The sequence below is a fragment of the Streptomyces sp. NPDC096079 genome (assembly GCF_040303145.1).
GTDB lineage: Bacteria > Actinomycetota > Actinomycetes > Streptomycetales > Streptomycetaceae > Streptomyces.
Window position 1 is genome coordinate 476,510 of record NZ_JBEOST010000001.1, and the last position, 24,304, is coordinate 500,813.

The window sequence follows — 24,304 nt, forward strand, 5'->3', positions numbered from 1 at the left end:
GTCCCCCGTCTGTCCCGCACCGGCCGTACGCACACGAACCGCACGCCGCACGTCGCACTCCGCAGGCCGCACGAACCGGGCCCGTGTGGTCCGGCTCACAGCTCGATTCTGGCCCGGTCCGGTGACTTCAGCCACCGCCTCGCGGCCGACCTGTGGATAACACTCGGCGACCTTCGGCCCCACAATGCCGCATATCGGTCATATTTACGCCTAGTCTGACATTGCGCTCGACCCGTTCTGTCCACCGGGCTTGCGCCCCGCGCCCCCTCCGGCTACTGGGAAGGACGGCCCACCCCCCATGCCCGCTGACCTCGCCGTCATCGGCCTCGGCCACCACGGACTCCCCCTGGCCCAGGCCGCCACCTCCGCAGGCATCGACACCATCGGCTACGACACCGACCCCCGCCCCGTCGCCGAACTCGCCGCCGGCCGCTCCCCCGTCGACGGCTCCCTCACCGCCCCCGAGATCCGCCGGATGCTCTCGGGAGGCTTCCGGCCGACCACCAACCCCGCCGAACTCGGCCGGGTCCGCACCGCCGTCCTCTGCGCCCCGACCTCACCCGGCCCCGACCGGACCCTCGACCTCACCGCCGTCACCGACGCCGCCCGCGCCCTCGCCGCCCGGCTCCGCCCCCACACCACCGTCCTCCTGGAGTCCCCGGTCCCCCCGGGCACCACCGAGGGCCTCCTCCGCGAGGTCCTGGAGGCGGGTTCCGGCCTGCGCGCGGGGCGGGACTTCCACCTCGCGTACTCCCCTGGCCGGCTCGACCCCGGCAGCCGCACCCACGGCTACGCCGGCACCCCCAAGGTGATCGGCGGCCTCACCCCGGCCTGCACCGAGGCGGCGGCCGCCTTCTACGGCCGGCTCACCGACAAGGTGGTACGCGCGCGTGGCCCCCGCGAGGCGGAGACGGTCAAGCTCCTGGAGACCAACTTCCGGCACGTCAACATCGCCCTGGTCAACGAGATGGCGGTGCTCTGCCACGAACTGGGCGTCGACCTGTGGGACGTCATCCGCTGCGCCGAGACCAAGCCCTTCGGCTTCCAGGCCTTCCGCCCGGGACCCGGCGTCGGCGGCCACGGCGTCCCCGTCGACACCGTCGGCGCCCACCGGCCGCTGCGCCTCGTCGAACTCGCCGGCCAGGTCAACGAGCGCATGCCGCAGTACGTCGTCCAGCGCGCCGCCACCCTCCTCAACGAGCACGGGAAATCGGCCCGCGGCGCCCGGATCCTGCTGCTGGGCATCACGTACAAGCCCGACCTGCCCGACCGTCAGGGCGCCCCCGCCGACGAGATCGCCCGCCGCCTCATGGACCTGGGCGCGGCCGTCAGCTACCACGACCCCCACGTCCCCGACTGGCGCGTCCGTGACCTCCCCGTCCCGCGCGCCGACTCCCTCTACGAGGCCGCGGCCCACGCCGACCTGACGGTGCTGCTCCAGCACCACCGCACGTACGACCTCCAGGGCCTCTCGGTGAAGGCCCAGCTCCTCCTCGACACCCGCGGCGCCACCCCCGCGGGAGCCGCGCACCGGCTCTGAGGACGCCGAAGGGCCCCGCACCGAGACGGGTGCGGGGCCCTTCGGGGCGGGGCGTCAGCGCTTGTGCTGGGCGTCCGCGACGGTGACCTCGACGCGCTGGAACTCCTTGAGCTCGCTGTAGCCCGTGGTGGCCATCGCGCGGCGCAGGGCGCCGAAGAAGTTCATGGAGCCGTCCGGGATGTGCGACGGGCCCGCGAGGATCTCCTCGGTGGTGCCGACGATGCCCAGGTCGACCAGCTTGCCGCGCGGCACGTCCTCGTGGACGGCCTCCATGCCCCAGTGGTGGCCCTTGCCGGGCGCGTCCGTGGCGCGGGCCAGCGGGGAGCCCATCATGACCGCGTCGGCGCCGCAGGCGATCGCCTTCGGCAGGTCGCCGGACCAGCCGACACCGCCGTCGGCGATCACGTGCACGTACCGGCCGCCGGACTCGTCCATGTAGTCGCGGCGGGCCGCGGCCACGTCGGCGACCGCGGTCGCCATCGGGACCTGGATGCCGAGGACGTTACGGGTGGTGTGCGCGGCGCCGCCGCCGAAGCCGACCAGCACGCCGGCCGCGCCGGTGCGCATCAGGTGCAGGGCCGCGGTGTACGTGGCGCAGCCGCCGACGATGACCGGGACGTCCAGTTCGTAGATGAACTGCTTCAGGTTCAGCGGCTCGGCCGCGCCCGAGACGTGCTCGGCGGAGACCGTCGTGCCGCGGATGACGAAGATGTCCACGCCCGCGTCGACGACGGCCTTGGAGAACTGGGCGGTGCGCTGCGGGGAGAGCGCGGCGGCGGTGACGACGCCGGAGTCGCGCACCTCCTTGATGCGCTGCCCGATCAGCTCTTCCTTGATCGGGGCGGCGTAGATCTCCTGCAGACGGCGGGTCGCGGTCGCCTCGTCCAGCTCGGCGATCTCGTCGAGGAGCGGCTGCGGGTCCTCGTACCGGGTCCAGAGACCCTCCAGGTTCAGGACGCCGAGGCCGCCCAGCTCACCGATGCGGATGGCGGTCTGCGGCGAGACGACCGAGTCCATCGGGGCGGCCAGGAAGGGGAGCTCGAAGCGGTAGGCGTCGATCTGCCAGGCGATCGAGACCTCCTTCGGGTCCCGGGTGCGCCGGCTCGGCACGACGGCGATGTCGTCGAACGCGTACGCCCTGCGGCCGCGCTTGCCGCGCCCGATCTCGATCTCAGTCACGATGTGTGGCCTTTCCCTCTACGTCTGCGCCTACCAGTATCCCCGACACAAGCGTGAGGGGCGGCTCCGGCCACATGCCGGAACCGCCCCCTCGCGTCGCGCTGTGTTACTTCCTGCTGTAGTTCGGCGCCTCGACCGTCATCTGGATGTCGTGCGGGTGGCTCTCCTTGAGGCCCGCCGAGGTGATCCGGACGAAGCGGCCGTTCGCCTGGAGCTCCGGCACGGTGCGGCCGCCGACGTAGAACATCGACTGACGCAGACCGCCCACCAGCTGGTGGACGACGGCCGAGAGCGGGCCGCGGTAGGGCACCTGGCCCTCGATGCCCTCGGGCACGAGCTTCTCGTCGGAGGCGACGCCCTCCTGGAAGTAGCGGTCCTTGGAGAAGGAGCGCTGCTCGCCACGGGACTGCATGGCGCCGAGCGAGCCCATGCCGCGGTACGACTTGAACTGCTTGCCGTTGATGAAGAGCAGCTCGCCCGGGGACTCCTCGCAGCCCGCGAGCAGCGAGCCGAGCATCACCGTGTCGGCGCCGGCGACGAGGGCCTTCGCGATGTCGCCGGAGTACTGCAGACCGCCGTCGCCGATGACCGGGACGCCGGCCGCCTTGGCGGCGAGGGAGGCCTCGTAGATCGCGGTGACCTGCGGGACGCCGATGCCGGCGACCACGCGGGTGGTGCAGATGGAGCCCGGGCCGACGCCGACCTTGATGCCGTCGACACCGGCGTCGATGAGCGCCTGGGCGCCGTCGCGGGTGGCGATGTTGCCGCCGATGACGTCGACGGAGGAGTTCGACTTGATCTTGGCGACCATGTCGCCGACCAGGCGGGAGTGGCCGTGGGCGGTGTCGACGACGATGAAGTCGACGCCCGCCTCGATCAGGGCCTGGGCGCGCTCGTACGCGTCACCGGCGACACCGACGGCCGCGCCGACGAGGAGGCGGCCCGCCTTGTCCTTGGCGGCGTTCGGGTACTTCTCGGCCTTGACGAAGTCCTTGACCGTGATGAGGCCCTTGAGGATGCCGGCCTCGTCGACGAGCGGCAGCTTCTCGATCTTGTGGCGGCGCAGCAGCTCCATGGCGTCCACGCCGGAGATGCCGACCTTGCCCGTGACCAGCGGCATCGGGGTCATGACCTCGCGCACCTGGCGGCTGCGGTCCGACTCGAAGGCCATGTCGCGGTTGGTGACGATGCCGAGCAGCTTGCCGGCCGGGTCGGTGACCGGGACGCCGCTGATGCGGAACTTGGCGCAGATCGCGTCGGCCTCGGCGAGCGTGGCGTCCGGGTGGACCGTGATCGGGTCCGAGACCATGCCGGACTCGGAGCGCTTCACGAGGTCGACCTGGTTGGCCTGGTCGGCGATGGAGAGGTTGCGGTGCAGCACACCGACACCGCCCTGTCGCGCCATGGCGATCGCCATGCGGGACTCGGTGACCTTGTCCATCGCGGCGGAGAGGAGCGGGATGTTCACCCGCACGTTCTTCGAGATGTACGAGGCGGTGTCGATCTGGTCGGGCGCCATGTCGGACGCGCCGGGCAGGAGCAGCACGTCGTCGTAGGTCAGCCCGAGTGTCGCGAATTTCTCGGGCACTCCGTCGACGTTGGCAGTCATGACACCTTCCCAAATGGCCTTGATCGGTGCGGGATGTCCATGCTAACGGGCCTGAGCCGTGTCTCATTCCACGATCAAGATCAGCGGCAAGCTTTGGACGTTCGCACGTGTACGAAAGGGACGACGACGCCCGGCAAGGCTTACTGCTCGGCCAGTGCGCGGAGCCGGCTGAGGGCGCGGTGCTGTGCGACGCGGACGGCGCCCGGGGACATGCCGAGCATCTGGCCGGTCTCCTCGGCGGTCAGTCCGACCGCGACCCGCAGCACGAGCAGTTCGCGCTGGTTCTCCGGGAGGTTGGCGAGCAGCTTCTTGGCCCACTCGGCGTCGTCGCTGAGCAGGGCGCGCTCCTCGGGGCCGAGGGAGTCGTCGGGCCGCTCGGGCATCTCGTCCGAGGGCACGGCGGTGGACCCCGGGTGCCGCATGGCGGCCCGCTGGAGGTCGGCGACCTTGTGTCCGGCGATGGCGAAGACGAAGGCCTCGAAGGGCCTGCCCGTGTCCTTGTAGCGCGGGAGCGCCATCAGGACGGCGACGCAGACCTCCTGGGCGAGGTCCTCGACGAAGTGCCGGGCGTCGCCCGGCAGCCGGTTGAGGCGGGTGCGGCAGTACCGCAGGGCGAGCGGGTGGACGCGCGCGAGCAGGTCGTGCGTGGCCTGCGCGTCGCCGTCGACCGCGCGGTGCACGAGCGCGCCGATCTCCCCCTGCCCGGCAGGCATGGGGGTACCCACGGTCTCGTCGTCGCGCATCGCTCCATGGTGCCCCGACGCCTCGGCGTTCGTGGCACCGCGTCCGTAGTTGTGCACCGAAGCGTTATGAGCAGGTGCGCCGGTACTCATCTCCCGCGCCCTCCCCTCCCGCTCGATCGACTCGTCCCCGAGGAACTCCACATCTCAAGGATGCGGCATTCCGCGGGGAAGTGACACAAGCCCACCCCGTCCACCCCACGACGGACGCGGGCGAGGACGGGGAGACGGCAGGTGACCTGCGATTCAGCGGACCAGGCCCCAGCGGAATCCGAGCGCGACGGCGTGCGCGCGGTCGGAGGCGCCGAGCTTCTTGAAGAGGCGCCGGGCGTGGGTCTTGACCGTGTCCTCGGAGAGGAAGAGCTCGCGCCCGATCTCCGCGTTGGACCGGCCGTGGCTCATGCCTTCGAGGACCTGGATCTCGCGCGCGGTGAGGGTGGGCGCGGCGCCCATCTCGGCCGAACGGAGGCGGCGGGGGGCGAGCCGCCAGGTCGGGTCGGCGAGCGCCTGGGTGACCGTGGCCCGCAGCTCGGCGCGCGAGGCGTCCTTGTGCAGGTAGCCACGGGCGCCCGCGGCGACCGCGAGGGCGACGCCGTCGAGGTCCTCGGCGACGGTGAGCATGATGATGCGGGCGCCGGGGTCCGCGGACAGCAGCCGGCGGACGGTCTCCACGCCGCCCAGTCCGGGCATGCGCACGTCCATCAGAATCAGGTCCGAGCGGTCCGCGCCCCAGCGGCGGAGGACTTCCTCGCCGTTGGCCGCTGTGGTCACGCGCTCGACGCCGGGCACGGTCGCGACCGCGCGGCGGAGCGCCTCTCGGGCAAGCGGGGAGTCGTCGCAGACGAGGACGGATGTCATGACTGACCTCCGCGGCTCTCGCAGCTGTTGCGCGTCACCTTGAGCCTCCAGGGCTGTACGTATCGTCACCTGTGCGGTTGACGCTCTCGGACGTTTGCCCGATCGCTTGTTCTTTCAACCGCCTCCGCACTCTCAACGACGGTCACTCGAAAGAGTTACGGGTCGGACGGCGTCTTCGGCACTCTACGTGAGGGGTCGTGCGCGGAGGAGAGTGTCGCAGGTCGTTCGTCCCAACATCGAAAGCTATGCCCCATTTAGCGGGTTTTCTTCCCTTTTCGCAGTGTCTGTGGCTAGATTCGCAATGAGTCATATTTACATCTACTTCGACAGTAGGTGTAGCCACCGGACCTGTCGGGACCCGAGGAGCCCCGGCGATCAGCCATCCACCCGCCCACCTATCCGTTCGACACGGTTTCAAGGGGACAAGCGCAATGGCAGATTTCTCCCGCCTTCCCGGACCCAACGCCGATCTGTGGGACTGGCAACTGCTCGCGGCCTGCCGCGGGGTCGACAGCTCCCTGTTCTTCCACCCCGAGGGAGAGCGCGGCGCGGCACGGAGTGCGCGTGAGAACTCGGCGAAAGAGGTCTGCATGCGGTGCCCGGTGCGCGCGGAGTGCGCGGCACACGCACTCGCCGTGCGGGAGCCCTACGGCGTATGGGGCGGCCTCACCGAGGACGAACGCGAAGAACTCATGGGACGCGCGCGCAATCGCCTGATCACGACGGCCCCGGCCTCCCCGCCGGCCGCGTCCGCCGCGTCCGTGACATCCATGACGTCGATGACATCCATCGGGGACCGTATGTGAAGGAACGTTTCTTCAACGCCCTGAGCAGCTGACCGGCAGCCGGCCGAGCGGCATCCGAGGCCGGACCGCGCGCCCGCGCGCGTCGCTCACGCGCGCGTGGCGGCGCGGATCAGCTCGTCGAGGGTGGCGGCGACGGCCGGGACCTGCGCGAGGTCGGGCAGCGTCAGGGCCACGATCTCCCGCTCCACGGCCGGCTCCACGGTCACGGTCCGCGCCCCCTTGGGCCGTACGGACTCGATGGCCAGCTCCGGCAGGACGGCGACGCCCAGACCGGCGCCGACCAGGCCCACGACGGCCGGGTAGTCGTCGGTGGCGAAGTCGATGCGGGGGGTGAAGCCCGCGTCCTCGCAGACGTCCACGAGCTGACGGCGGCAGCGCGGACAGCCGGCGATCCAGGACTCGTCCGCGAGCTCCGCGATGCCGACCGCCCCGGCGTCGGCGAGCCGGTGCCCCTCGGGCACCAGGCCGACGAGCCGGTCGGCGAGGAGCGGGCGGACCACCAGGTCGTCCCACTCGGCCTGCCCCGCCCCGTACCGGAACGCCAGGGCGATGTCGCAGTCGCCCTCACGGAGCATCTCGATCGAGCGCGGCGGTTCGGCCTCGACGAGGGAGACCCGGGTGCCGGGGTGCGCGGCCCGCAGCGCGGCGAGCGCGGTCGGCACGAGGGTGGAGCTGCCGCTCGGGAACGAGACCAGGCGGACCCGGCCCGCCCGGAGTCCGGCGATGGCCGCGACCTCCTCCTCGGCGGCGGTGAGCCCGGCGAGGATGCCGGAGGCGTGGCGCACCAGGACCTCGCCGGCCTGGGTGAGGCGCATCTCCCGTCCCGTACGGATCAGCAGCGGCGTGCCCGCGGAGGTCTCCAGCGCCTTCATCTGCTGGCTGACGGCGGGCTGGGTGCAGCCGAGTTCGCGCGCGGCGGCCGAGAAGGAGCCGGTGGCGGCGACGGCGCGCAGGACGCGGAGGTGGCGGGCCTCGATCATACGTCCAGCATAAGCGACTCTTGGGTGAAGCGGCTCATTCTGGCGAGCGCCTTTGAGATCGGCGCCCGTAAGGTGCCCACATGACCTTGCTGAGTGTGAATGTGGGCCGTGCCAGGGCCGTGGAGTACACGGACGCCGCCTCGGGGATGACGGGCATCGACAAGCGTCCCGTGGACGGGCCCGTACGGATCGAGGCGCCGGGCGCGCCCGGCGTCGGGGCGAGCGGCGTCGCCGGCGACTCCGTCTGCGACCTGCGCTTCCACGGCGGCGACGACCGGGCCGCGTACGCCTTCGCCCGTGAGGACATGGACCTGTGGGAGGAGGAGCTCGGACGCGAGCTGGCCAACGGCTCCTTCGGCGAGAACCTCACCACCCGGGGCCTCGACGTGAACGGGGCCCTGATCGGCGAGCGGTGGCGGATCGGCGAGGAGGTGGTCCTGGAGGTCACCGGCGGCCGCATCCCGTGCCGCACCTTCGCGGGCTTCGTCGAGGAGAAGGGCTGGGTGAAGCGGTTCACCCGGTCCGAGGCCGGTCCGGGCGCGCTGCTGCGGGTGATCGTGCCGGGCGAGGTGCGGGCCGGCGACCCGATCACGGTGCTGCACCGGCCGGACCACGCCGTCACCGTGGCGCTGCTCCACCGCGCCGCGACCACCGAACGCGCCCTGCTGCCCGACACGTTGGCCGCCGCCGAGTGGATGGAGTCGGGACTCCTCGCGCTGGCCCGCCAGTACACGGAGAAGTACGCCAAGGCGTAGCTCCGGGGCGGGGCACTAGGTTGCCCGTATGACGACTGCACTGATTACGGGAGCCACCGCGGGCATCGGGGCCGCCTTCGCACGGAGACTGGCGGCGGACGGCCACGACATCGTGCTCGTGGCGAGGGACGTGAAGCGGCTCCGGGAGCAGGCGACCGAGCTGCACGACCGGCACGGCGTGGAGGCCGAGGTGCTCGCGGCGGACCTCTCCGAGGAGAAGGGCATCGCCGCCGTCGAGGCGCGGCTCTCGGATCCGAAGCAGCCGGTGGACATGCTCGTGAACAACGCGGGCTTCGGCAACAAGGGCCGTTTCCTCGAGGTCTCCATGGCCGACGAGCTGAAGATGCTGACGGTGCACTGCGAGGCGGTGCTGCGGCTGACCTCGGCGGCCGCCGCCTCCATGAAGGGCCGTCACCGGGGCGCCGTGGTGAACGTGGCGTCGGTGGCGGCCTTCCTGCCCCGCGGCACCTACGGCGCCTCGAAGGCGTGGGTCGTGCAGTTCACCCAGGGCGCGGCGCGGGACCTCGCGGGCAGCGGGGTGCGGATGATGGCGCTCTGCCCCGGCTTCGTGCGGACCGAGTTCCACGAGCGGGCCGGGATGGGCACGGACAACATCCCGGGCTGGATGTGGCTCGACGCGGACAAGCTGGTGGCGGCGGCGCTGACCGACCTGGACCGGGGGCGGACGCTGTCGATCCCGGACCCCCGCTACAAGGCCCTCATGGGTGTGGTGAAGCTGGCGCCGCGCGGCCTGCTCGGCGGGGTCTCCTCCAAGGCGGGCCGCAAGTACGGGCCGAAGTAGCCCTGTCACGAGGGGGACGGTTCTCCGGGCTCGTCGAGATCGAGGTATGCGGTGGTGCCGTTCCGCCAGGTGACGGTGAGCGCGCGGGGTCCCGTGACCCGGACGTGCGCGAGGTCCGGCGCGGGGGCGGGGTCGGGTTCGGCGGTCAGGGAGGCGAGGGCCACGAAGAGCGTGGCGGGTCCGCGGGTGCTGCCGTGGAGGGCGAGGGTGCGGGTCCCGGGGCCCTGGAGGGTCCGCCCGGTGGGGAGTTCGAGGACCTCGGGCCGGTAGCCGTGGACCGGGTGGAGCTGGGCGTGCGGGCCGTCCGGGGTGACGGCCCAGCCGGTCTGCCGTACGGGGGTCCCTTCGGGGGCGCCGAGGACGAGGTGGGCGCGGAGCTCGGCCCGGCCGTGGACCAGGGTCGCGGACAGGACCCGGACGCCGGGCAGCGGGTGGTGCAGGGAGACGGCCCGGTCGGGGCCGGTGGCGAGCGGGGTGGCGGGGCCCCGGGTGGTGGCCTTCCCGTCGACGAGCAGCGCGAAGTGGTTGTCGGCCACGGCCGTTCCCGTAGTGGGTCCCGTACGGGTGGAGTAGGCGTGGCGGGCGTAGCCGGGGTCGTCCCGCGTGCCCGGCGCGCTCCCGACGTGGTTGCTGCCGTGGTTGTGGAGGCGTACGAGCCCGTCGGCGGCGGTGGTCTGGACGAGCAGCCCGGCGGGGGCGACGGCCAGGACGGTGTCGGCGCGCTCGGCGGGCAGGGGTTCCTCGCGGGCGGTCCAGGCGGGGTGGTCCGCGGGCAGGAGCAGGCCGAGGAAACCCTTGGCCGCCCAGTAGGGGGAGCCGGGCCCCGAGTACTCCTGGACGAGCGGCGGGTGGGGACCGTGCCAGCCGAGGGTGAGGAGACCCCGCTCGTCGGTGGCCCCTCGGCGGTCGAAGTACCGGAGGGTCCCGGAGGCGAGGCGGCGGGTGGCGCCGGGGGTGAGCGGGGTGTGGCCGGTGAGGGTGCCGAGCCAGGGGGCGGCGGCCGCGGCGAAGCGGTAGATCAGGGACCGCCCGTACGGGAGGGGGGAGCCGTTCGCGTCGAAGAGGTGCGCGTACGTGTCGAGGTGGGCGCGCAGCCGGGGGCCGTACCGGTCGAGGAGGTCCTCGTCGCCGGCGAGGTGGGCGTGGAGGACGGGGTAGAAGTGCAGGGCCCAGGCGTTGTAGTGGTCGAAGGCGCGGTTGTCGCCGTCGCTGTACCAGCCGTCGCCGAGGTACCAGTCCTCGATGCGGGCGAGGGAGCGGTCGATGGTGGCGGCGGCGCGGTCGGTCTCGATCCCGGCGTCCTGGAGGAAGCCGGCGACGGTGAGGCCGAAGAGCCACCAGTTGTTGTCGACGGGGGACGGGTCGAGGGCGGGCAGGAGCCAGTCGGCGGTCCGCTGCCGGGTGCGGTCGTCGAGGCGGTCCCAGAGCCAGGGGCGGGTGAGGCGGAGGCCGAGGGCGACCGAGGCGGACTCGACGACCGCCTGGCGGGTGCCGGCCATCGGCGGCCAGGAGTCCCGGTCCTCGCGTCCCGGCCGCTCGGTGCCGGCGGCGAGCCCTTCGGCGTACCGGTCGAGGTGGCCGTGCGGGTCCTCGCCGTGGGCGCCGGTGACGCGGAGGGCGGCGAGGAGGAAGGTGCGGGCCCAGCCCTCCAGGCCGTCGGAGCGGGGTCCGGACCAGCTGGGGCGGGGTCCGGGGAGGTCGATGAGGCCGTGGCGGGGCGAGGCGAACGGGCGCACGTCCAGGAGGAGTCGGTCGGCGATGGCCTCCCAGTGGGCGCGGGTCCAGCCTGTGTACGGGCTGAGCTCACGGTTCTCGGGCGGCGTGGGCATGATGCTCCCTGGGGCTCCGTGCGGTGACGTCTGCGTCGCCCGCATGATGCTCCTGGGGCTCCGTGCGGTGACGTCTGCGTCGCCCGGAATCCTGAACAGACTCCGATCGATCGTCAAGGGAATCGGAGCGAATGATCGAAACTCCCGTCGTTCGATCATTTCTGGGTTAGGGTGGGCGGCCCCGGCCCGCCGGGCCCACCCTGGGGACGACGGACCACCACCACCGCGAGGGGGAACCGCGCCGTGCGCGAGAGTGCTGCCGAACGACACGACCGACTGCTGGCCCTGGTGCGCGAGCGCGGCACCGCCCGCGTCTCCGAGCTGGCCGAGCGCCTCGGGGTCTCCCCCGTCACCGCCCGCCGCGACGTCGAGGTCCTGGCCGGCCGGGGCCTGCTCGACCGGGTGCACGGCCAGGTGTCCTGGCCCCGGCGGCAGGGCGCCCCCGGCGGGCGCTCCGGCGAGGGCCTGGTGCTCGGCCTGCTCGCCCCGTCCGCCACGTACTACTTCGCCGAGGTCATCCGGGGGGCGCACGAGGCGGCGGCGCGCGCCGGGGCGCGGCTCGTCCTGCGGATCTCCGACTACCGGCCCGAGGAGGACCGCGCCCGCACCGAGGGGCTCCTCGCGGCGGGCGCCGAGGGCGTCCTCGTCGCACCCGGCTGGCGGGGCCCCGAGGACCGGCTCGCGTACGGGGACTGGCTGGCCGAGCTGCCCGTCCCCGCCGTCCTCCTGGAGCGCCGCGCCGAGCCCGGCAGCCCCCTCGACGGCCTGGACCGGGTCGCCTCCGACCACGCGCACGGGGTGCTGCTCGCCCTGCGCCACCTGCTCGCCCTCGGCCACGCGACGCCGCTGCTCGTGGCCCGCGGGGACTCCCCGACCGCCCTCGCGGTGCGCGCGGGCTACGCCGAGGCGCTGGGCACGCTCGGCCTGAAGGAACCGCGCCCGGTCATCGACTCCGTACCGGCCGAGGCGGACCCGGAGGGCTTCGAGCGGGCCGTGCGGGCGCTGCACGAGGCCGTCGGCTCGGGCCTGGCGAGCGCGGCCCTGGTGCACAACGACGTGGACGCGATCGAGATCGTGCAGCGCCTGGCCGAGCTCGGCGTGCGGGTGCCGCAGGAACTGGCCCTCATCGCGTACGACGACGAGGTCGCCGCACTCGCCGACACCCCGCTGACGGCGGTCGCCCCGCCGAAGCGGCAGGTGGGGCGGCACGCCACGGAACTCCTGGTGGAGCGGCTGACGGAGGGCCCCGACGAGGACTCCGCGCGGCGCCATCTGAGCCTGCTGCCGCGGCTCCGGGTGCGGGCCTCGTGCGGGGCGGGCACGACACCAACTGTTTGATCTTTTTTCGATCAATCAATCTTTCGCTCTTGACTTCGGTCATGAACGGTCACAGGATCACGGCCACAACCACCCAGCCGCCCCGCCCTCAGGAGCCGTGCCGTGACCCGTACCTGGAGCAGAACGTCCCGCGCCATAGCCGGCACCGCCACCGCCCTGGCCGTCCTCACGGCCTGCGGCGGCGGCGGTGACGACACCGCAAGCAAGCCGAACGGGCCCGTGACCCTCACCTTCTGGGGCTGGGCCAAGGGCTCCAAGGACGTCGTCGACGCCTTCAACGCCTCCCACACCGACATCCAGGTGAAGTTCGAGGAGATCCCGTCCGGCACCGCCGGCGGCTACGCCAAGATCTCCAACGCCGTGAAGGCGGGCAACGCCCCCGACCTGGTCTCCATCGAGTACTCCTCGCTCCCCGAGTTCGTGAGCTCCGGCGCCCTCCAGGACATCGGCGAGCAGTTCACCGAAGCCGACCGCGCCAAGCTCCTCCCGCAGTCCGTCGAACTGACCACCCTCGGCGGGAAGTCCTGGGCCGTCCCCTTCGACGCCGCCCCGCAGGCCTTCTTCTACCGCAAGGACCTCTTCGCTCAGTACAAGATCCCGGTCCCCACCACCTGGGACGCGTTCAAGAAGGCCGCCGAGCAGGTCAAGAAGGCCGACGCCAAGGCCCGCATCGCCACCTTCTTCCCCGACGACCCGACCACCTTCGAGGCCATGGCCTGGCAGGCCGGCGCCCAGTGGTTCAAGGCCGAGAACGACACCTGGAAGGTGAACACCACCGACCCGGCCACCACCAAGGTCACCGCCTACTGGCAGGGCCTCCTCGACGCCGACCTCGTCCAGAAGGACGCCTCCTTCAGCCCCGAATGGGTCGGCTCCCTCAAGAACGGCACCACCATCGGCTACCTCGGCGCCTCCTGGGGCGCGGGCGTCCTCAAGGGCAACGTGCCCGAGATGGGCGGCAAGTGGGCCGTCGCGCCCATCCCCACCTGGGACGGCAAGCCCGCCAGCGGCATGCTCGGCGGCACCTCCTTCGCCGTGACCAAGGACAGCAAGCAGAAGGCGGCGGCCGTCACCTTCGCCGAGTGGATGTCCACCACCGAGGCCGGCATCAAGGCCCGCATCGCCTCCGGCACCTCCAGCGCCTTCCCCGCCGCCGCCTCCCTCCGCCCCGTCGCCAAGAAGGCCTTCGACGCGAGCTTCTACGGCGGCCAGGACATCTACGCCCTCTTCGAGGCCTCCGGCGCCTCCATCAACCCGCACTGGGCCTGGGGCCCGAGCACCGGCACCACCAACACCGCCATCAAGGACCGGTTCGGCAAGATCGCCCCGGGCGGACCCGGGATCGCCGACGCCGTCAAGGCCGGCCACGACGCCACCGTCGCCGAGCTCACCAAGCGCGGTCTGAAGGTCGAGGGCTGACCCGATGAAGGCCCGCACCCGCGCCGCCACGCTCCTGCTGACCCCCTTCTTCGTCCTGTTCACCGCGGTGATGGTGGTGCCGATCGGATACGCGGTCTGGCTCAGCCTCTTCACCGAGAAGCAGTCCGGACTGGGCTTCGGCGGCACCGAGACCGTCTTCACCGGCCTCGACAACTACACCGCGGCGCTGGGTGACCGGGCCTTCCTGGAGGGCTTCGGCGTCCTGCTCGGATACTGCCTGCTCTACATCCCGCTGCTGCTCGCCGGGGCCCTCGGCCTCGCCCTCCTGCTCGACTCGGCGCTCGCCCGCGCCCGCCGCTTCTTCCAGCTCGCGCTCTTCCTGCCGCACGCCGTCCCCGGCATCATCGCCGCCCTGATCTGGGTCTACCTCTACACGCCCCAGCTCAGCCCCGTCGTGCAGGCCATGGACGCCGGAGGCATCGGCTTCGACTTCTTCTCCCCCGAGGGCACCCTGCCGTCCGTCGTCAACATCGCCCTGTGGGAATGGCTCGGCTACAACATGGTCATCTTCTACGCCGCCCTCCAGGCCATCGACCGCTCCGTCATCGAAGCGGCCACCGTCGACGGCGCCGGCGCCTGGCGGATCGCCTTCGCCATCAAGATCCCGCTCGTCAAGGCCTCGCTGGCCATGGTCGGACTCTTCACGATCATCGGCTCCCTCCAGCTCTTCACCGAACCGCTCATCCTCAACAAGGGCACCGGCTCCGCCGTCACCTCCACCTGGACGCCGAACATGTACGCCTACACCGCGGCCTTCGACCGCAACGACTACGGACTCGCCGCCGCCGCCTCCGTACTCCTCGCCCTGACCGCGGCGCTGCTCTCCTTCGCGGTGACCCGCCTCACCGGCCGCCGCAAGGCCGGCACGGCACCGAAGCAGGCCCCGGCCCCGAAGCCCGCCCCGGTCCGGAAGGAGCAGACGGCATGAGCACCCGCTCCCCGAACCGATGGCTCTCCCAGGCCGCGGTCAACGGCGCCCTCGTCCTCGCCGTCGTCTACATGCTCTTCCCGCTGGTCTGGCTGCTCACCGCCGCCACCAAGGACGCCGGAGGCCTCCTCGCCGGAGACGCCTTCTCCTTCGAGGGCTTCGACCTCGGCGGCAACCTCTCCCGGCTCGCCGACCACAGCGACGGCATCTACTTCCACTGGTACGCCAACAGCCTCCTCTACGCGGGCCTCGGCGCCCTCGCCTGCTCGCTGGTCAGCGTCGCCGCCGGATACGCCTTCCACGTCTACGACTTCCGGGGCAAGGAGAAGCTCTTCGGCCTCGTCCTCCTGGGCGTGCTCGTCCCCACCACCGCGCTCGCCCTGCCGATGTACCTCCTCGCCAGCGAGGTCGGCATCGTCAACACCTACTGGGCCGTCCTGATCCCCGTCCTCGTCAACCCCTTCGGCGTCTACCTCTCCCGGGTCTTCTGCGCCGGCTACATCCCCGACGAGGCCCTGGAGGCCGCCCGTATCGACGGGGCCGGCGAGATGCGGGTCTTCTGGTCCATCGGCCTGCGCATGGTCATGCCCGGCTTCGTGACCGTCTTCCTCTTCCAGTTCACCGCCGTCTGGAACAACTTCTTCCTCCCCCTGGTGATGCTCTCGGACCAGAAGCTCTTCCCCGTGAGCCTCGGCCTGTACGCGTGGAACAGCAACGCCCACGCCGAACCCGACTACTACCCCCTCGTCGTCACCGGATCCCTGCTCGCCGTCGTCCCCCTCGTCGTCGCCTTCGTCTCCCTCCAGCGCCACTGGAAGGCCGGTCTGACGGCCGGCAGCGTCAAATGAGGAGCACAGGTACAACGATGCACCCGACCACTGACAACCGCCCCTCCCTCCTCCTCGCCATGGGCCCCGGAGTGGACGACCGCCTCCTCACGGAAGCCCACCGCACCCGCCTCGCCCGCCTCACGCGCACCGACCCCCACCTCGTCGCCCACGACCTCGCCGCACCCGACCGGCGGGTCGCCGCCGCCCTCGCCGAGGCCGAGATCCTCCTCACCTGCTGGGGAGCGACCCCGCTCACCGCCGAAGTCCTCGACCGCGCGCCCCGGCTCCGCGCCGTCGTCCACGCGGCCGGCTCCGTCAAGCACCACATCACCGACGCCTGCTGGGAGCGGGGCCTCCGCGTCACCTCGGCCGCCGCCGCCAACGCGCTGCCGGTCGCCGAGTACACCCTCGCCGCGATCCTCTTCGCCGGGAAGCGGGTCCTCCGCTCCGCCCAGCGGTACGCCGAACTCCGCACCGACGACACCTGGCTCACGGAATCCACCCCGTGGGGCAACTACCGCCGCACCGTCGGCATCGTCGGCGCCTCCCGCATCGGCCGCCGCGTCGTGGAGCTGCTGCGCCCCTTCGACGTCGACATCCTGCTGTACGACCCGTACGTGACGACCCCGCCGCCCGGCGTGGAACTCGTCGGCCTCGACGAACTCTGCGCCCGCAGCACGGTCGTCTCGGTCCACGCCCCCCAACTCCCCTCCACCCACCGCATGATCGGAGCGGCACAACTGGCGGCGATGCCGGACGGCACGACCCTGATCAACACGGCCCGAGGCTCACTGATCGACGAACAGGCACTCCTCCCCCACCTCCTCACGGGCCGCCTCCACGCGATCCTCGACGTGACGGACCCGGAACTCCCGCCCCCGGACTCCCCCCTGTACACCCTCCCGAACGTCCTCCTCACCCCCCACGTGGCCGGCTCCCTGGGCAACGAACTCCACCGCATGGCGGACCAGGCCCTGGATGAGGTGGCGCGCTACGCCCTCGGCGAGCCGTTCGCGGAGGAGGTCCGGGCGTCAGACCTCCAGCGCTCGGCGTAGCCGCTCGGCCTCGGCGAGGACCGCGGGAAGGGCGTCGGGCGCGCACCGCAGCACGGCGGGCAGCGCCTCGTGCCAGGGGCCGACGTGCAGCGCGAGCGCGGTGACCTCGCGTGCCCTCACCGGATCGGGATGCTCCAGGGCCAGCACCGCGTACGCACCCGCCCGCGCGAGACCGGCCCGCGCGAGACCGTCGAGAAGGGCCTCGGCGCGCCCGTGCTCACCGGCCCGGGCCAGGACCTCCGCGAGGCCGAGCCGCAGCTCGGCGGTCTCCTCGGTGAGGTCCTCGGTCGCCTCCGCCACGAGCGCCTCGGCCTCCCCGTACCGCCCGGCGGCGACGAACGCGTGCGCGACGAACCCCACCTCGCGGCGCCCGTCGGCCGGCCGCAGGTACCCCGACGCCTCGGCCAGCAGCTCGGCGGCCTCGTCCGCCCGGCCCAGCGCCGTCTGCGCCCGCACCACGGCGGGCAGCGGCACCGCCGTGTACCGCAGGGCGCCACGCGCGGCGGCCACCGCCCGCTCCAGTCCGTCGCCCGCTTCCTCGGTCCGGCCCTCCGCCAGCAGTCGCAGGACGCGGGCGGCCCGTGCCTCCACCTCGGCGACCGGGACTCCCGCCTCGGGAGCGGGCAGCAGGGGCCGCGGCGCCCCGTCGCCGACGAGCCGGACGCAGCCCCGCGACACGGTCGGCCGCCGGAGTTCCTCCGCCAGCTCGGCGGGTCCCGCGGCCGCCCGGGCGCGGGCGACCAGCCCGACCAGGTACTCCCGCTGGTTGGCGCGGGCTCCCGCGGCCTGCCGCGCGGCCTCGGCGAGACGGCCCGTCGCGAGGAGGCCCCGGACGACCGCGAGCAGGTGCGGCTCCCGGTCCGTCCCCGCCTCCAGCCGCTCCGTGAACCGCCGGGCCTCGGCGAGGTGTCCCGCCAGGGCCAGCGATTCCGCCACGGCCGCCAGTACGGGCGCGGCCTCCTCCCGCCGGGGCGCGCGGCTCGCCTCCTCCACCCGGGCGAGGAGGGCGGCGGCCCGCTCGCGGTGCCCCGCCCCGGTGAGGGCGCGGACGAGGTGGACCTTCAGGGCCGACCCCCGCGGATCGGCCACCTCCTTCTCGTGCGCCGCCAGAGACTCGGCCTCCGCCACCCGTCCGGCGCGCACGAGGGCGCCGATCGCCGCGCGCACGGCGCGGGGGCGGCTGAACCGGTCGGTGAGCCCCGCCAGCACGGGCCCGATCCGTTCGACGGCGTCCCGCTCCGCCCAGGTCTCGACGAGGACGGCGCGGGCGTGGCTCCGGCCGCTCTCCGAGCCGAGCGTGCCGAGCAGCCGCTCCGCCCGGTCCGGGTCACCCCGCCGCGCCAGCGCCTTGACCAGGGCCAGGCGCATGGTCTCTCCGTGGCGTGAGGCCCCCGGTTCGATCGCAAGGGTCTCGGCGCGGTCGGCGGCGCCGGCCGCCACGAGGGCGGTGATCAGCTCGGCGGCGAGTTCGCTGCCGCCGGACGGTGCCTCACGCTCGACGGTCGGAAGCGCCTCGTCGACGAGCCGGTCGGCGGCCTCCCCCGGCGGTCCGGCTCCCTCCCCCGTGTCCGTCCCGCGCTCCCGTACGGCCTCCGCGATCCGCAGCAGGGCGAGGGCCCGTCCGACGTCGTGCTCGGTCCGGGCGAGGGCGAGCGCCTCGGGCACCCGGTCCGCGGCGGCGAGCGCCCCGCAGAGAGCGGCGTGGCCGAGGGCGCGCGTCCGTGGCTCCCGGACCTCGCGCACCGCGTCCCGCGCGCGCCGGAACTCGCCCGCGCGGCACCAGAAGTCGACGAGGGCGAGCAGGGGACGGCGGCGCAGGATCGCCCCGGACAGCGCGTGCATGACCTGCTCCGCCCGGTCCCCGTCGCCCAGCGCCAGCCAGGAGTCGCCGACGGCCCAGAGCGCGAAGGGGCGTTCCTGGGTGCGGAGTTCCGCGCGGGCGAGGGAGTCCGCCTCGTCCAGGAGTGCGCGGGCCCGTCGGTCCCGGCCGTCGGCGTGGAGCAGTTCGGCGAGCGCGCACAGCGCCCGGATCCGGTTCGCCGGTTCGAGTCCGCGCGCGAGTGCCGACGCGCGGTCCGGCTCGCCCAGCTCGGCCCAGGCGGCGGGGAGTTCGGCGGGCACCTGGCCGTTGCGGTCCCGGAGTGCGGCCCGGCGCAGGGCGAGCCGTAGCAGTGCGGTGACCAGGGCGGGGCGATCTCCTCGGGCGAGCAGGGCCTCCCCTGCCGCCGCGATCTCGGCGAGGGCCGCCCCGTCGCCGCCGGTGGCCGCGAGCAGCCGGTCGTGGCGGGTCGCGTCGAGCGCGCAGGTCACCATGGCATCGGCGTCGCCGGCCGCGCGCAGCATGGGGAACAGGCCGTGCAGCAGGTAAGCCGGCGGGTCCGCCGGCCACCCGCGCTCCCGCTGGCCCTCCGCCCAGCCGACGAGGAGTGCGCGCCACCTCCCCTGCTCGCGCGGGCCCAGCATCTCCCTTGCCTGTACGACCAGTTCCTCGTGGGCGAGGAGATATCCCTCGCCGCGCAGGGCGAACGTGCGCCCGGGTCCGGTGCGCAGCAGGTCGCGCACCCGGTAGGGGACGTCCCCGGTCAGTTCGGCCAGGTCGTCCGCCGTCAGTCCGCCGCCCGAGACGGTGACCAGGCCCAGGAGTTCGCAGGGGAGGCCGCCCGCCGCGAGGAGGTGCTTGAGCTCGCGCTCCGCGTCCGCCCGGATCGCGCGGGCCCGGGGCGACGGGGGGAGGATCCGCACGGTGCGCGCGTCCCGCAGCGGGTGGTCCGCCGGTACGTCCGCCGGGAGCGGCGGGTTCAGGCGTCCGGAGACGATGACGCGTCCGGTCCCCGGGAGCAGGCTCGCGATCGAGCGCGCCTCCGGCCCGGTCGTCACCCCCCGGTCCTCGTCCAGGCCGTCGACCAGCAGGACCAGCCGCTCGCCGCGGGCCGCGCAGGCGCGGGCGGCGTCGCCGTACAGACGGAACAGATGGGCTTCACGGGTGGCGGTCGTCAGATGCGCGGGCAGCCCTTCGCCCGCCAGTTCCGCGAGCTGCTCCAGGACGACGTCGACGTACGCGGAGACGTCGTTCTGGGAGCCGAGGCGGGCCGTGACGAAGAAGGAGACGATCCGCACCCCGGTGGGAGGGTGGAGGACGAACCAGGCCATGAGTGCCGTCTTGCCTGCCCAGGCGTCCGCGCGCCACCACCGGTGTCCGTCGCCGGTGAGGCAGAAGGCGGCCAGTTCCGCGAGTTCGTCCTCGCGTCCGACGAGTTCCGGAGGGGCGATGCGCCGGACCTGTTCGAGGTACGCGGACCGGACCGTCGCGTCCGGGCCGACGCCGACCCGGTTGCCGTCGCCGACGACGACGACGCCCGCTCCGTTGTCGACCGTGACCGGCCTCTCTCCCCCTGCCCGCATCATGCGCCCAACCTAGACTGGAAAGGTCCTACCTGGGTCGGGAGGCGTCATGACTTTCGTGCAGATCATCGACTGCAAGACGAGCCGGGTCGAGGACCTGAGCCGGCTCATGGACCGGTGGGTCGAGCAGACGAAGGGGAAGCGGACCGCGACGCACAGCATCGTGGGCAAGGACCGTTCCGACGCCTCGCACGTCGTGGAGATCGTCGAGTTCCCCTCGTACGACGTGGCCATGCGGAATTCCCAGCTCCCCGAGACCGACCGGATCTTCCGGGAGATGGTGGCTCTCTGTGACGAGATGCCGACCTTCACCGATCTGGACGTGGTGCGGGACGAGCAGATGTACAAGGCGGCCTCCCGCCGGTTCTTCGAGCTGGTCTCGACCGCGGGGGAGCTTCCGCCGCTCGACGAGGTGCTCGCCGAGGGGTACCACGATCACGATCCGACCAGTCCGAGCGACTCGATCGGCATGGACGCCGTGCGGCGCGAGGCCGAGATGTGGCGGGCCGCGTTCGACTTCACCTTCACCGTCGAGGACCAGATCGCCGACGGCGACCGGGTCTGCACCCGCTGGACCTGGAACGGCACGCACGTCGGCGACTTCATGGGGCTGCAGCCCACCGGGATGGAGGTGAGCATGACGGGGATGCTCGTCCAGCGGTTCCGGGAGGACGGCAAGGCCGTCGAGGGCTGGTGGCAGTACGACCTGCTCGGTCTGATGGGGAAGCTCGGGGCCGTGGAGGCCTGAGCGGGACCGGGTCGGACAGCACCGAGGCCCGGTGCCCCCGCGACGGGGGCACCGGGCCTCGGTTGTGCGCTACTGGCCTCAGTGGGAGTGGCCGTGACCGTGGCCGTGGCCGTGGTCCGCCGGCTCCTCTTCCTTCTTCTCCACCACGAGGGTCTCGGTGGTGAGGAGGAGGGAGGCGATCGAGGCGGCGTTCTCCAGGGCGGAGCGCGTCACCTTCACCGGGTCGATGACGCCGGCCTTGACCAGGTCGCCGTACTCGCCGGTCGCGGCGTTGAAGCCCTGGCCCTTGTCGAGCTCCGCCACCTTCGAGGTGATGACGTAGCCCTCGAGGCCGGCGTTCTCGGCGATCCAGCGCAGCGGCTCGACGGCGGCGCGGCGGACGACCGCGACACCGGTGGCCTCGTCGCCGGTCTTGTCGAGGTTGCCCTCGAGGACCTTGACGGCGTGGACGAGCGCGGAGCCACCACCGGAGACGATGCCCTCCTCGACCGCGGCGCGGGTCGCGGAGATGGCGTCCTCCAGACGGTGCTTCTTCTCCTTGAGCTCGACCTCGGTGGCCGCGCCGACCTTGATGACGCAGACGCCGCCGGCGAGCTTCGCGAGGCGCTCCTGGAGCTTCTCGCGGTCCCAGTCGGAGTCCGTGGACTCGATCTCGGCCTTGATCTGGCCGACGCGGCCCGCGATGTCCTCGGCGTTGCCGCCACCGTCGACGATGGTGGTGGAGTCCTTGGAGATGGTCACGCGGCGGGCGGTGCCCAGCACGTCCAGACCGGCCTGGTCGAGCTTGAGGCCGACCTCCTCGGCGATGACGGTGGCACCGGTGAGGGTGGCCATGTCGCCGAGCATCGCCTTGCGGCGGTCGCCGAAGCCGGGGGCCTTGACGGCCACGGCGTTGAAGGTGCCACGGATCTTGTTGACGACGAGGGTGGAGAGGGCCTCGCCCTCGACGTCCTCGGCGATGATCAGGAGCGGCTTGCTGGCGCCGGCCTGGATGACCTTCTCCAGGATGGGCAGCAGGTCCTGGATCGAGGAGATCTTGCCCTGGTTGATCAGGATGTACGGGTCGTCGAGGACGGCCTCCATGCGCTCCTGGTCGGTCACCATGTACGGGGACAGGTAGCCCTTGTCGAAGGCCATGCCCTCGGTGAAGTCGAGCTCCAGACCGAAGGTGTTGGACTCCTCGACGGTGATGACACCGTCCTTGCCGACCTTGTCCATCGCCTCGGCGATGAGCTCGCCGACCTGCTGGTCCTGCGCGGAGAGCGCGGCGACGGCGGCGATGTCGGACTTGTCCTCGATCGGGCGCGCGGTGGCGAGCAGCTCCTCGGAGACGGCCTTGACGGCGGCGTCGATGCCCTTCTTCAGGGCGGCCGGGGAGGCGCCGGCGGCGACGTTGCGCAGACCCTCGCGGACCAGGGCCTGGGCGAGCACGGTGGCGGTGGTGGTGCCGTCACCCGCGATGTCGTTGGTCTTGGTCGCCACCTCCTTCACGAGCTGGGCGCCGAGGTTCTCGTACGGGTCCTCGATCTCGACCTCGCGGGCGATCGTGACACCGTCGTTGGTGATGGTGGGGGCGCCGAACTTCTTGTCGATGACGACGTTGCGACCCTTGGGGCCGATCGTCACCTTCACCGTGTCGGCAAGCTTGTTGACGCCGCGCTCAAGGGCGCGACGGGCGTCCTCGTCGAACTTCAGGATCTTCGCCATGGGAGCGGTTCAGCCCTCTCGGAATGGGGTGGAACGAACCGCGCCCCCCGACGCCCGGTGGGGGGTCAAGGGGCGCAGCTCAAGCATCTGCTTCAGATACTTCGGTTACTTCGGTGAATTACTTCTCGACGATCGCGAGCACGTCGCGAGCCGAGAGGACGAGGTACTCCTCGCCGTTGTACTTCACCTCGGTGCCGCCGTACTTGCTGTACAGCACGATGTCGCCGGTCTGGACGTCGAGCGGCAGACGCTCGCCGTTCTCGAAGCGGCCCGGGCCCACGGCCAGGACGACGCCCTCCTGGGGCTTCTCCTTGGCGGTGTCCGGAATGACCAGGCCAGAGGCGGTGGTCTGCTCGGCGTCGAGCGGCTGGACCACAATGCGGTCCTCGAGCGGCTTGATGGCAACCTTGGAGCTGGTGGTCGTCACGATCCGACCTCCCCCTTCGGAGATCTCACGGGGTTAACTGTCTGAGGTGGCGACCAGGTGGATCCGTCGTCGCGGGTGCCGGACCTGCCCGTCGCTGTGTTGGCACTCTCCGGTGGGGAGTGCCAGAGCCGAGACTATGACCGCGATTAGCACTCGGTCAAGCGGAGTGCCAATTCATCGCCCTGTGGCGTGACCCGGCGGGCGTCCCGCTCCTCCTCGCAGCTCCTCGCGCGGACCGCCACCCGCTCCTCCGGGGCCGGCGCGGGCCGGGGGCTCACCCGCTCCGCCGCCTTCCGGCCGAGCCGCTCGATCGGGTCGACGGAGGAGGCGCAGGCCGGGAGGGCGAGCAGCGCGCCGGTCACGGCGAGGGCGGCGACGCGCCTCACACGTAGTCCTCGAGCTTGGCGACCGCGTACCCCTTGGACGTGATCACGTTCATCACCCGGCGGATCATGTCGGGCATGGTGCCCTTCCAGTCCTCCTTGCCGCGGAAGTGGGTGAGGACGATGTCGCCGGGGTGCAGGTCCCGGTCCCACTCGCGCCACTCCATGTGGTCGGGGAAGGCCTCGGCGGCCCAGAGCGGGACCGCCTTGACGCCGCAGGACCGCGCGGCGCGCAGGGTGTCCTCGTTGTAGTTGCCGTACGGGGGCCGGAAGAGCCGGGGCCGCTTGCCGAACTGCTTCTGGATGATGTCCTGCATGCCGCAGATCTCGCGCTTCTGCTCGCCGTACGAGAGCGCGGGCAGGTAGCGGTGGTGGAGCGTGTGGTTGTGCAGGGAGATGCCGGAGGGCTGCGACTTCTGCATCTTCGCGAAGTAGCCGTAGTCGTCGTTGACGACGTAGTCGCTGAGGAACGCGCTGTAGGGGATGCGCAGCTCGTTCATCATCTTCAGCAGCCGGGGGTCCTTCTCCGCGCCGTCGTCGATCGTCAGGAAGACGACCTTCTGCTTGGTCGGCACGGTGGTGAAGACGGGCGGGAGGCCTTCGCCGTCGGTCTCGAAGCCCTTGCGGGTGGTGATCTTCGGTTTGACGGCGGGCGGGGCGGGCGCTTCGAGCGGGGGTTTGGCGAGGCCCCACTTCCTGGCGGCGAGCACGCGGGCGGCCCGCTGGGCGCGGACCTTCTCTACGTACGCGTTCAGGGCGCCGGCCGCGCCCTGGGCCTGCTGTCCGGCGGCGGGGGCGGGGGCGCCGCGCGGGGGTTCGGCGCCGCCGGAGCAGGCCGTGGCGGCGGAGGCGAGGGCGGCCACGGCGAGCGCCGCCCCGAGCGTCCGACGGGAGCGGTGCACACCTTTTGCCATCATCCAGTCCTTTTGTCGTACGAGCTGCATGGCG

General features: G+C 72.3%; 21 protein-coding genes. 10 read left to right on the forward strand and 11 right to left on the reverse strand.

The genetic code is table 11. From position 1 onward, the window contains the following. Positions 1-298 precede the first annotated feature (298 nt). A complete protein-coding gene (locus ABTY59_RS02190) occupies positions 299-1,540 on the forward strand; it encodes a nucleotide sugar dehydrogenase (protein WP_352016999.1) in 1,242 nt (413 codons plus the stop codon). Positions 1,541-1,594: 54 nt separating this feature from the next. Here ABTY59_RS02190 and ABTY59_RS02195 read toward each other — a convergent pair whose 3' ends face one another. The 4 genes from ABTY59_RS02195 to ABTY59_RS02210 form a co-directional block, all read right to left on the reverse strand. Continuing rightward, positions 1,595-2,719, reverse strand: a complete 1,125-nt coding sequence (locus ABTY59_RS02195; protein WP_086828596.1) for a GuaB3 family IMP dehydrogenase-related protein — start codon at positions 2,717-2,719, stop codon at positions 1,595-1,597. A gap of 106 nt (positions 2,720-2,825) precedes the next feature. Beyond that, positions 2,826-4,328: an IMP dehydrogenase gene (guaB, locus tag ABTY59_RS02200; protein ID WP_352017000.1), complete on the reverse strand. Its 1,503-nt coding sequence runs from the start codon at positions 4,326-4,328 to the stop codon at positions 2,826-2,828. A gap of 140 nt (positions 4,329-4,468) precedes the next feature. Beyond that, on the reverse strand, positions 4,469-5,071 hold the full coding sequence (locus ABTY59_RS02205; protein ID WP_308433031.1) for a sigma-70 family RNA polymerase sigma factor: 603 nt from the start codon (positions 5,069-5,071) through the stop codon (positions 4,469-4,471). Positions 5,072-5,314: 243 nt separating this feature from the next. Continuing rightward, entirely contained in the window at positions 5,315-5,926 is a 612-nt protein-coding gene (locus tag ABTY59_RS02210) for a response regulator transcription factor (protein ID WP_003948568.1), read from the reverse strand. A gap of 431 nt (positions 5,927-6,357) precedes the next feature. Here ABTY59_RS02210 and ABTY59_RS02215 point away from each other — a divergent pair, with 431 nt between their 5' ends. Then, entirely contained in the window at positions 6,358-6,732 is a 375-nt protein-coding gene (locus ABTY59_RS02215; protein WP_352017001.1) for a WhiB family transcriptional regulator, read from the forward strand. An 86-nt stretch (positions 6,733-6,818) separates the two neighbouring features. On the opposite strand, the gene ABTY59_RS02220 is transcribed toward ABTY59_RS02215, so the two are convergent. Continuing rightward, positions 6,819-7,712, reverse strand: a complete 894-nt coding sequence (locus ABTY59_RS02220) for a LysR family transcriptional regulator (RefSeq protein ID WP_352017002.1) — start codon at positions 7,710-7,712, stop codon at positions 6,819-6,821. A gap of 80 nt (positions 7,713-7,792) precedes the next feature. Here ABTY59_RS02220 and ABTY59_RS02225 point away from each other — a divergent pair, with 80 nt between their 5' ends. Together ABTY59_RS02225 and ABTY59_RS02230 are read left to right on the forward strand one after the other, a co-directional pair. Further along, entirely contained in the window at positions 7,793-8,467 is a 675-nt protein-coding gene (locus ABTY59_RS02225; RefSeq protein WP_352017003.1) for an MOSC domain-containing protein, read from the forward strand. Positions 8,468-8,495: 28 nt separating this feature from the next. Beyond that, entirely contained in the window at positions 8,496-9,269 is a 774-nt protein-coding gene (locus tag ABTY59_RS02230) for an SDR family NAD(P)-dependent oxidoreductase (protein WP_352017004.1), read from the forward strand. 5 nt (positions 9,270-9,274) lie between these two features. Here ABTY59_RS02230 and ABTY59_RS02235 read toward each other — a convergent pair whose 3' ends face one another. Continuing rightward, positions 9,275-11,098 carry a DUF2264 domain-containing protein gene (locus ABTY59_RS02235; protein ID WP_352017005.1) on the reverse strand — a complete coding sequence of 608 codons (1,824 nt, stop codon included), beginning with the start codon at positions 11,096-11,098 and terminating at the stop codon, positions 9,275-9,277. 243 nt (positions 11,099-11,341) lie between these two features. Here ABTY59_RS02235 and ABTY59_RS02240 point away from each other — a divergent pair, with 243 nt between their 5' ends. The 5 genes from ABTY59_RS02240 (at position 11,342) to ABTY59_RS02260 (ending at position 16,689) form a co-directional block, all read left to right on the forward strand. Then, the gene (locus ABTY59_RS02240) at positions 11,342-12,436 is read left to right on the forward strand and encodes a substrate-binding domain-containing protein (RefSeq protein WP_352017006.1); all 1,095 of its coding nucleotides are present in this window, start codon (positions 11,342-11,344) and stop codon (positions 12,434-12,436) included. Positions 12,437-12,538: 102 nt separating this feature from the next. Next, positions 12,539-13,855 (forward strand): ABC transporter substrate-binding protein, encoded by a 1,317-nt coding sequence (locus ABTY59_RS02245; RefSeq protein ID WP_352017007.1) that lies wholly within the window; start codon positions 12,539-12,541, stop codon positions 13,853-13,855. A gap of 4 nt (positions 13,856-13,859) precedes the next feature. Continuing rightward, entirely contained in the window at positions 13,860-14,804 is a 945-nt protein-coding gene (locus tag ABTY59_RS02250; RefSeq protein ID WP_352017008.1) for a carbohydrate ABC transporter permease, read from the forward strand. Further along, positions 14,801-15,652, forward strand: a complete 852-nt coding sequence (locus ABTY59_RS02255) for a carbohydrate ABC transporter permease (protein WP_352017009.1) — start codon at positions 14,801-14,803, stop codon at positions 15,650-15,652. The genes ABTY59_RS02250 and ABTY59_RS02255 overlap by 4 nt, the downstream gene beginning before the upstream one ends. 17 nt (positions 15,653-15,669) lie before the next feature. After that, positions 15,670-16,689 (forward strand): hydroxyacid dehydrogenase, encoded by a 1,020-nt coding sequence (locus ABTY59_RS02260; RefSeq protein WP_352017010.1) that lies wholly within the window; start codon positions 15,670-15,672, stop codon positions 16,687-16,689. Here ABTY59_RS02260 and ABTY59_RS02265 read toward each other — a convergent pair. After that, positions 16,666-20,094: a hypothetical protein gene (locus tag ABTY59_RS02265; protein ID WP_352017011.1), complete on the reverse strand. Its 3,429-nt coding sequence runs from the start codon at positions 20,092-20,094 to the stop codon at positions 16,666-16,668. The two genes, ABTY59_RS02260 and ABTY59_RS02265, sit on opposite strands and share 24 nt — an antisense overlap. Before the next feature lie 46 nt (positions 20,095-20,140). Here ABTY59_RS02265 and ABTY59_RS02270 point away from each other — a divergent pair, with 46 nt between their 5' ends. Next, complete coding sequence (locus ABTY59_RS02270; RefSeq protein WP_352017012.1) at positions 20,141-20,839, forward strand: ester cyclase; 699 nt, start codon at positions 20,141-20,143, stop codon at positions 20,837-20,839. A 78-nt stretch (positions 20,840-20,917) separates the two neighbouring features. Here the strand turns inward: ABTY59_RS02270 and groL are convergent, their stop codons facing one another. The 4 genes from groL to ABTY59_RS02290 form a co-directional block, all read right to left on the reverse strand. Continuing rightward, positions 20,918-22,546 (reverse strand): chaperonin GroEL, encoded by a 1,629-nt coding sequence (gene groL, locus ABTY59_RS02275; RefSeq protein ID WP_352017013.1) that lies wholly within the window; start codon positions 22,544-22,546, stop codon positions 20,918-20,920. 118 nt (positions 22,547-22,664) lie between these two features. Beyond that, the gene (groES, locus tag ABTY59_RS02280; RefSeq protein WP_073810087.1) at positions 22,665-22,973 is read right to left on the reverse strand and encodes a co-chaperone GroES; all 309 of its coding nucleotides are present in this window, start codon (positions 22,971-22,973) and stop codon (positions 22,665-22,667) included. Between the two features lie 146 nt (positions 22,974-23,119). Further along, on the reverse strand, positions 23,120-23,359 hold the full coding sequence (locus ABTY59_RS02285) for a hypothetical protein (RefSeq protein ID WP_352017014.1): 240 nt from the start codon (positions 23,357-23,359) through the stop codon (positions 23,120-23,122). Beyond that, a complete protein-coding gene (locus ABTY59_RS02290; RefSeq protein ID WP_352017015.1) occupies positions 23,356-24,300 on the reverse strand; it encodes a polysaccharide deacetylase family protein in 945 nt (314 codons plus the stop codon). The genes ABTY59_RS02285 and ABTY59_RS02290 overlap by 4 nt, the downstream gene beginning before the upstream one ends. Positions 24,301-24,304: the final 4 nt, after the last annotated feature.

What these genes read in the sequence shown, in the direction of transcription:
- ABTY59_RS02265 (WP_352017011.1), bottom strand. Translation starts at nt 20,094, where the DNA reads ATGATGCGGGCAGGGGGAGAGAGGCCGGTCACGGTCGACAACGGAGCG.
- ABTY59_RS02205 (WP_308433031.1), bottom strand. Translation starts at nt 5,071, where the DNA reads ATGCGCGACGACGAGACCGTGGGTACCCCCATGCCTGCCGGGCAGGGG.
- ABTY59_RS02250 (WP_352017008.1), top strand. Translation starts at nt 13,860, where the DNA reads ATGAAGGCCCGCACCCGCGCCGCCACGCTCCTGCTGACCCCCTTCTTC.
- ABTY59_RS02230 (WP_352017004.1), top strand. Translation starts at nt 8,496, where the DNA reads ATGACGACTGCACTGATTACGGGAGCCACCGCGGGCATCGGGGCCGCC.
- ABTY59_RS02255 (WP_352017009.1), top strand. Translation starts at nt 14,801, where the DNA reads ATGAGCACCCGCTCCCCGAACCGATGGCTCTCCCAGGCCGCGGTCAAC.
- ABTY59_RS02270 (WP_352017012.1), top strand. Translation starts at nt 20,141, where the DNA reads ATGACTTTCGTGCAGATCATCGACTGCAAGACGAGCCGGGTCGAGGAC.
- groL (WP_352017013.1), bottom strand. Translation starts at nt 22,546, where the DNA reads ATGGCGAAGATCCTGAAGTTCGACGAGGACGCCCGTCGCGCCCTTGAG.
- ABTY59_RS02215 (WP_352017001.1), top strand. Translation starts at nt 6,358, where the DNA reads ATGGCAGATTTCTCCCGCCTTCCCGGACCCAACGCCGATCTGTGGGAC.
- ABTY59_RS02290 (WP_352017015.1), bottom strand. Translation starts at nt 24,300, where the DNA reads ATGCAGCTCGTACGACAAAAGGACTGGATGATGGCAAAAGGTGTGCAC.
- guaB (WP_352017000.1), bottom strand. Translation starts at nt 4,328, where the DNA reads ATGACTGCCAACGTCGACGGAGTGCCCGAGAAATTCGCGACACTCGGG.
- ABTY59_RS02235 (WP_352017005.1), bottom strand. Translation starts at nt 11,098, where the DNA reads ATGCCCACGCCGCCCGAGAACCGTGAGCTCAGCCCGTACACAGGCTGG.
- ABTY59_RS02210 (WP_003948568.1), bottom strand. Translation starts at nt 5,926, where the DNA reads ATGACATCCGTCCTCGTCTGCGACGACTCCCCGCTTGCCCGAGAGGCG.
- ABTY59_RS02220 (WP_352017002.1), bottom strand. Translation starts at nt 7,712, where the DNA reads ATGATCGAGGCCCGCCACCTCCGCGTCCTGCGCGCCGTCGCCGCCACC.
- ABTY59_RS02190 (WP_352016999.1), top strand. Translation starts at nt 299, where the DNA reads ATGCCCGCTGACCTCGCCGTCATCGGCCTCGGCCACCACGGACTCCCC.
- ABTY59_RS02225 (WP_352017003.1), top strand. Translation starts at nt 7,793, where the DNA reads ATGACCTTGCTGAGTGTGAATGTGGGCCGTGCCAGGGCCGTGGAGTAC.
- ABTY59_RS02260 (WP_352017010.1), top strand. Translation starts at nt 15,670, where the DNA reads ATGCACCCGACCACTGACAACCGCCCCTCCCTCCTCCTCGCCATGGGC.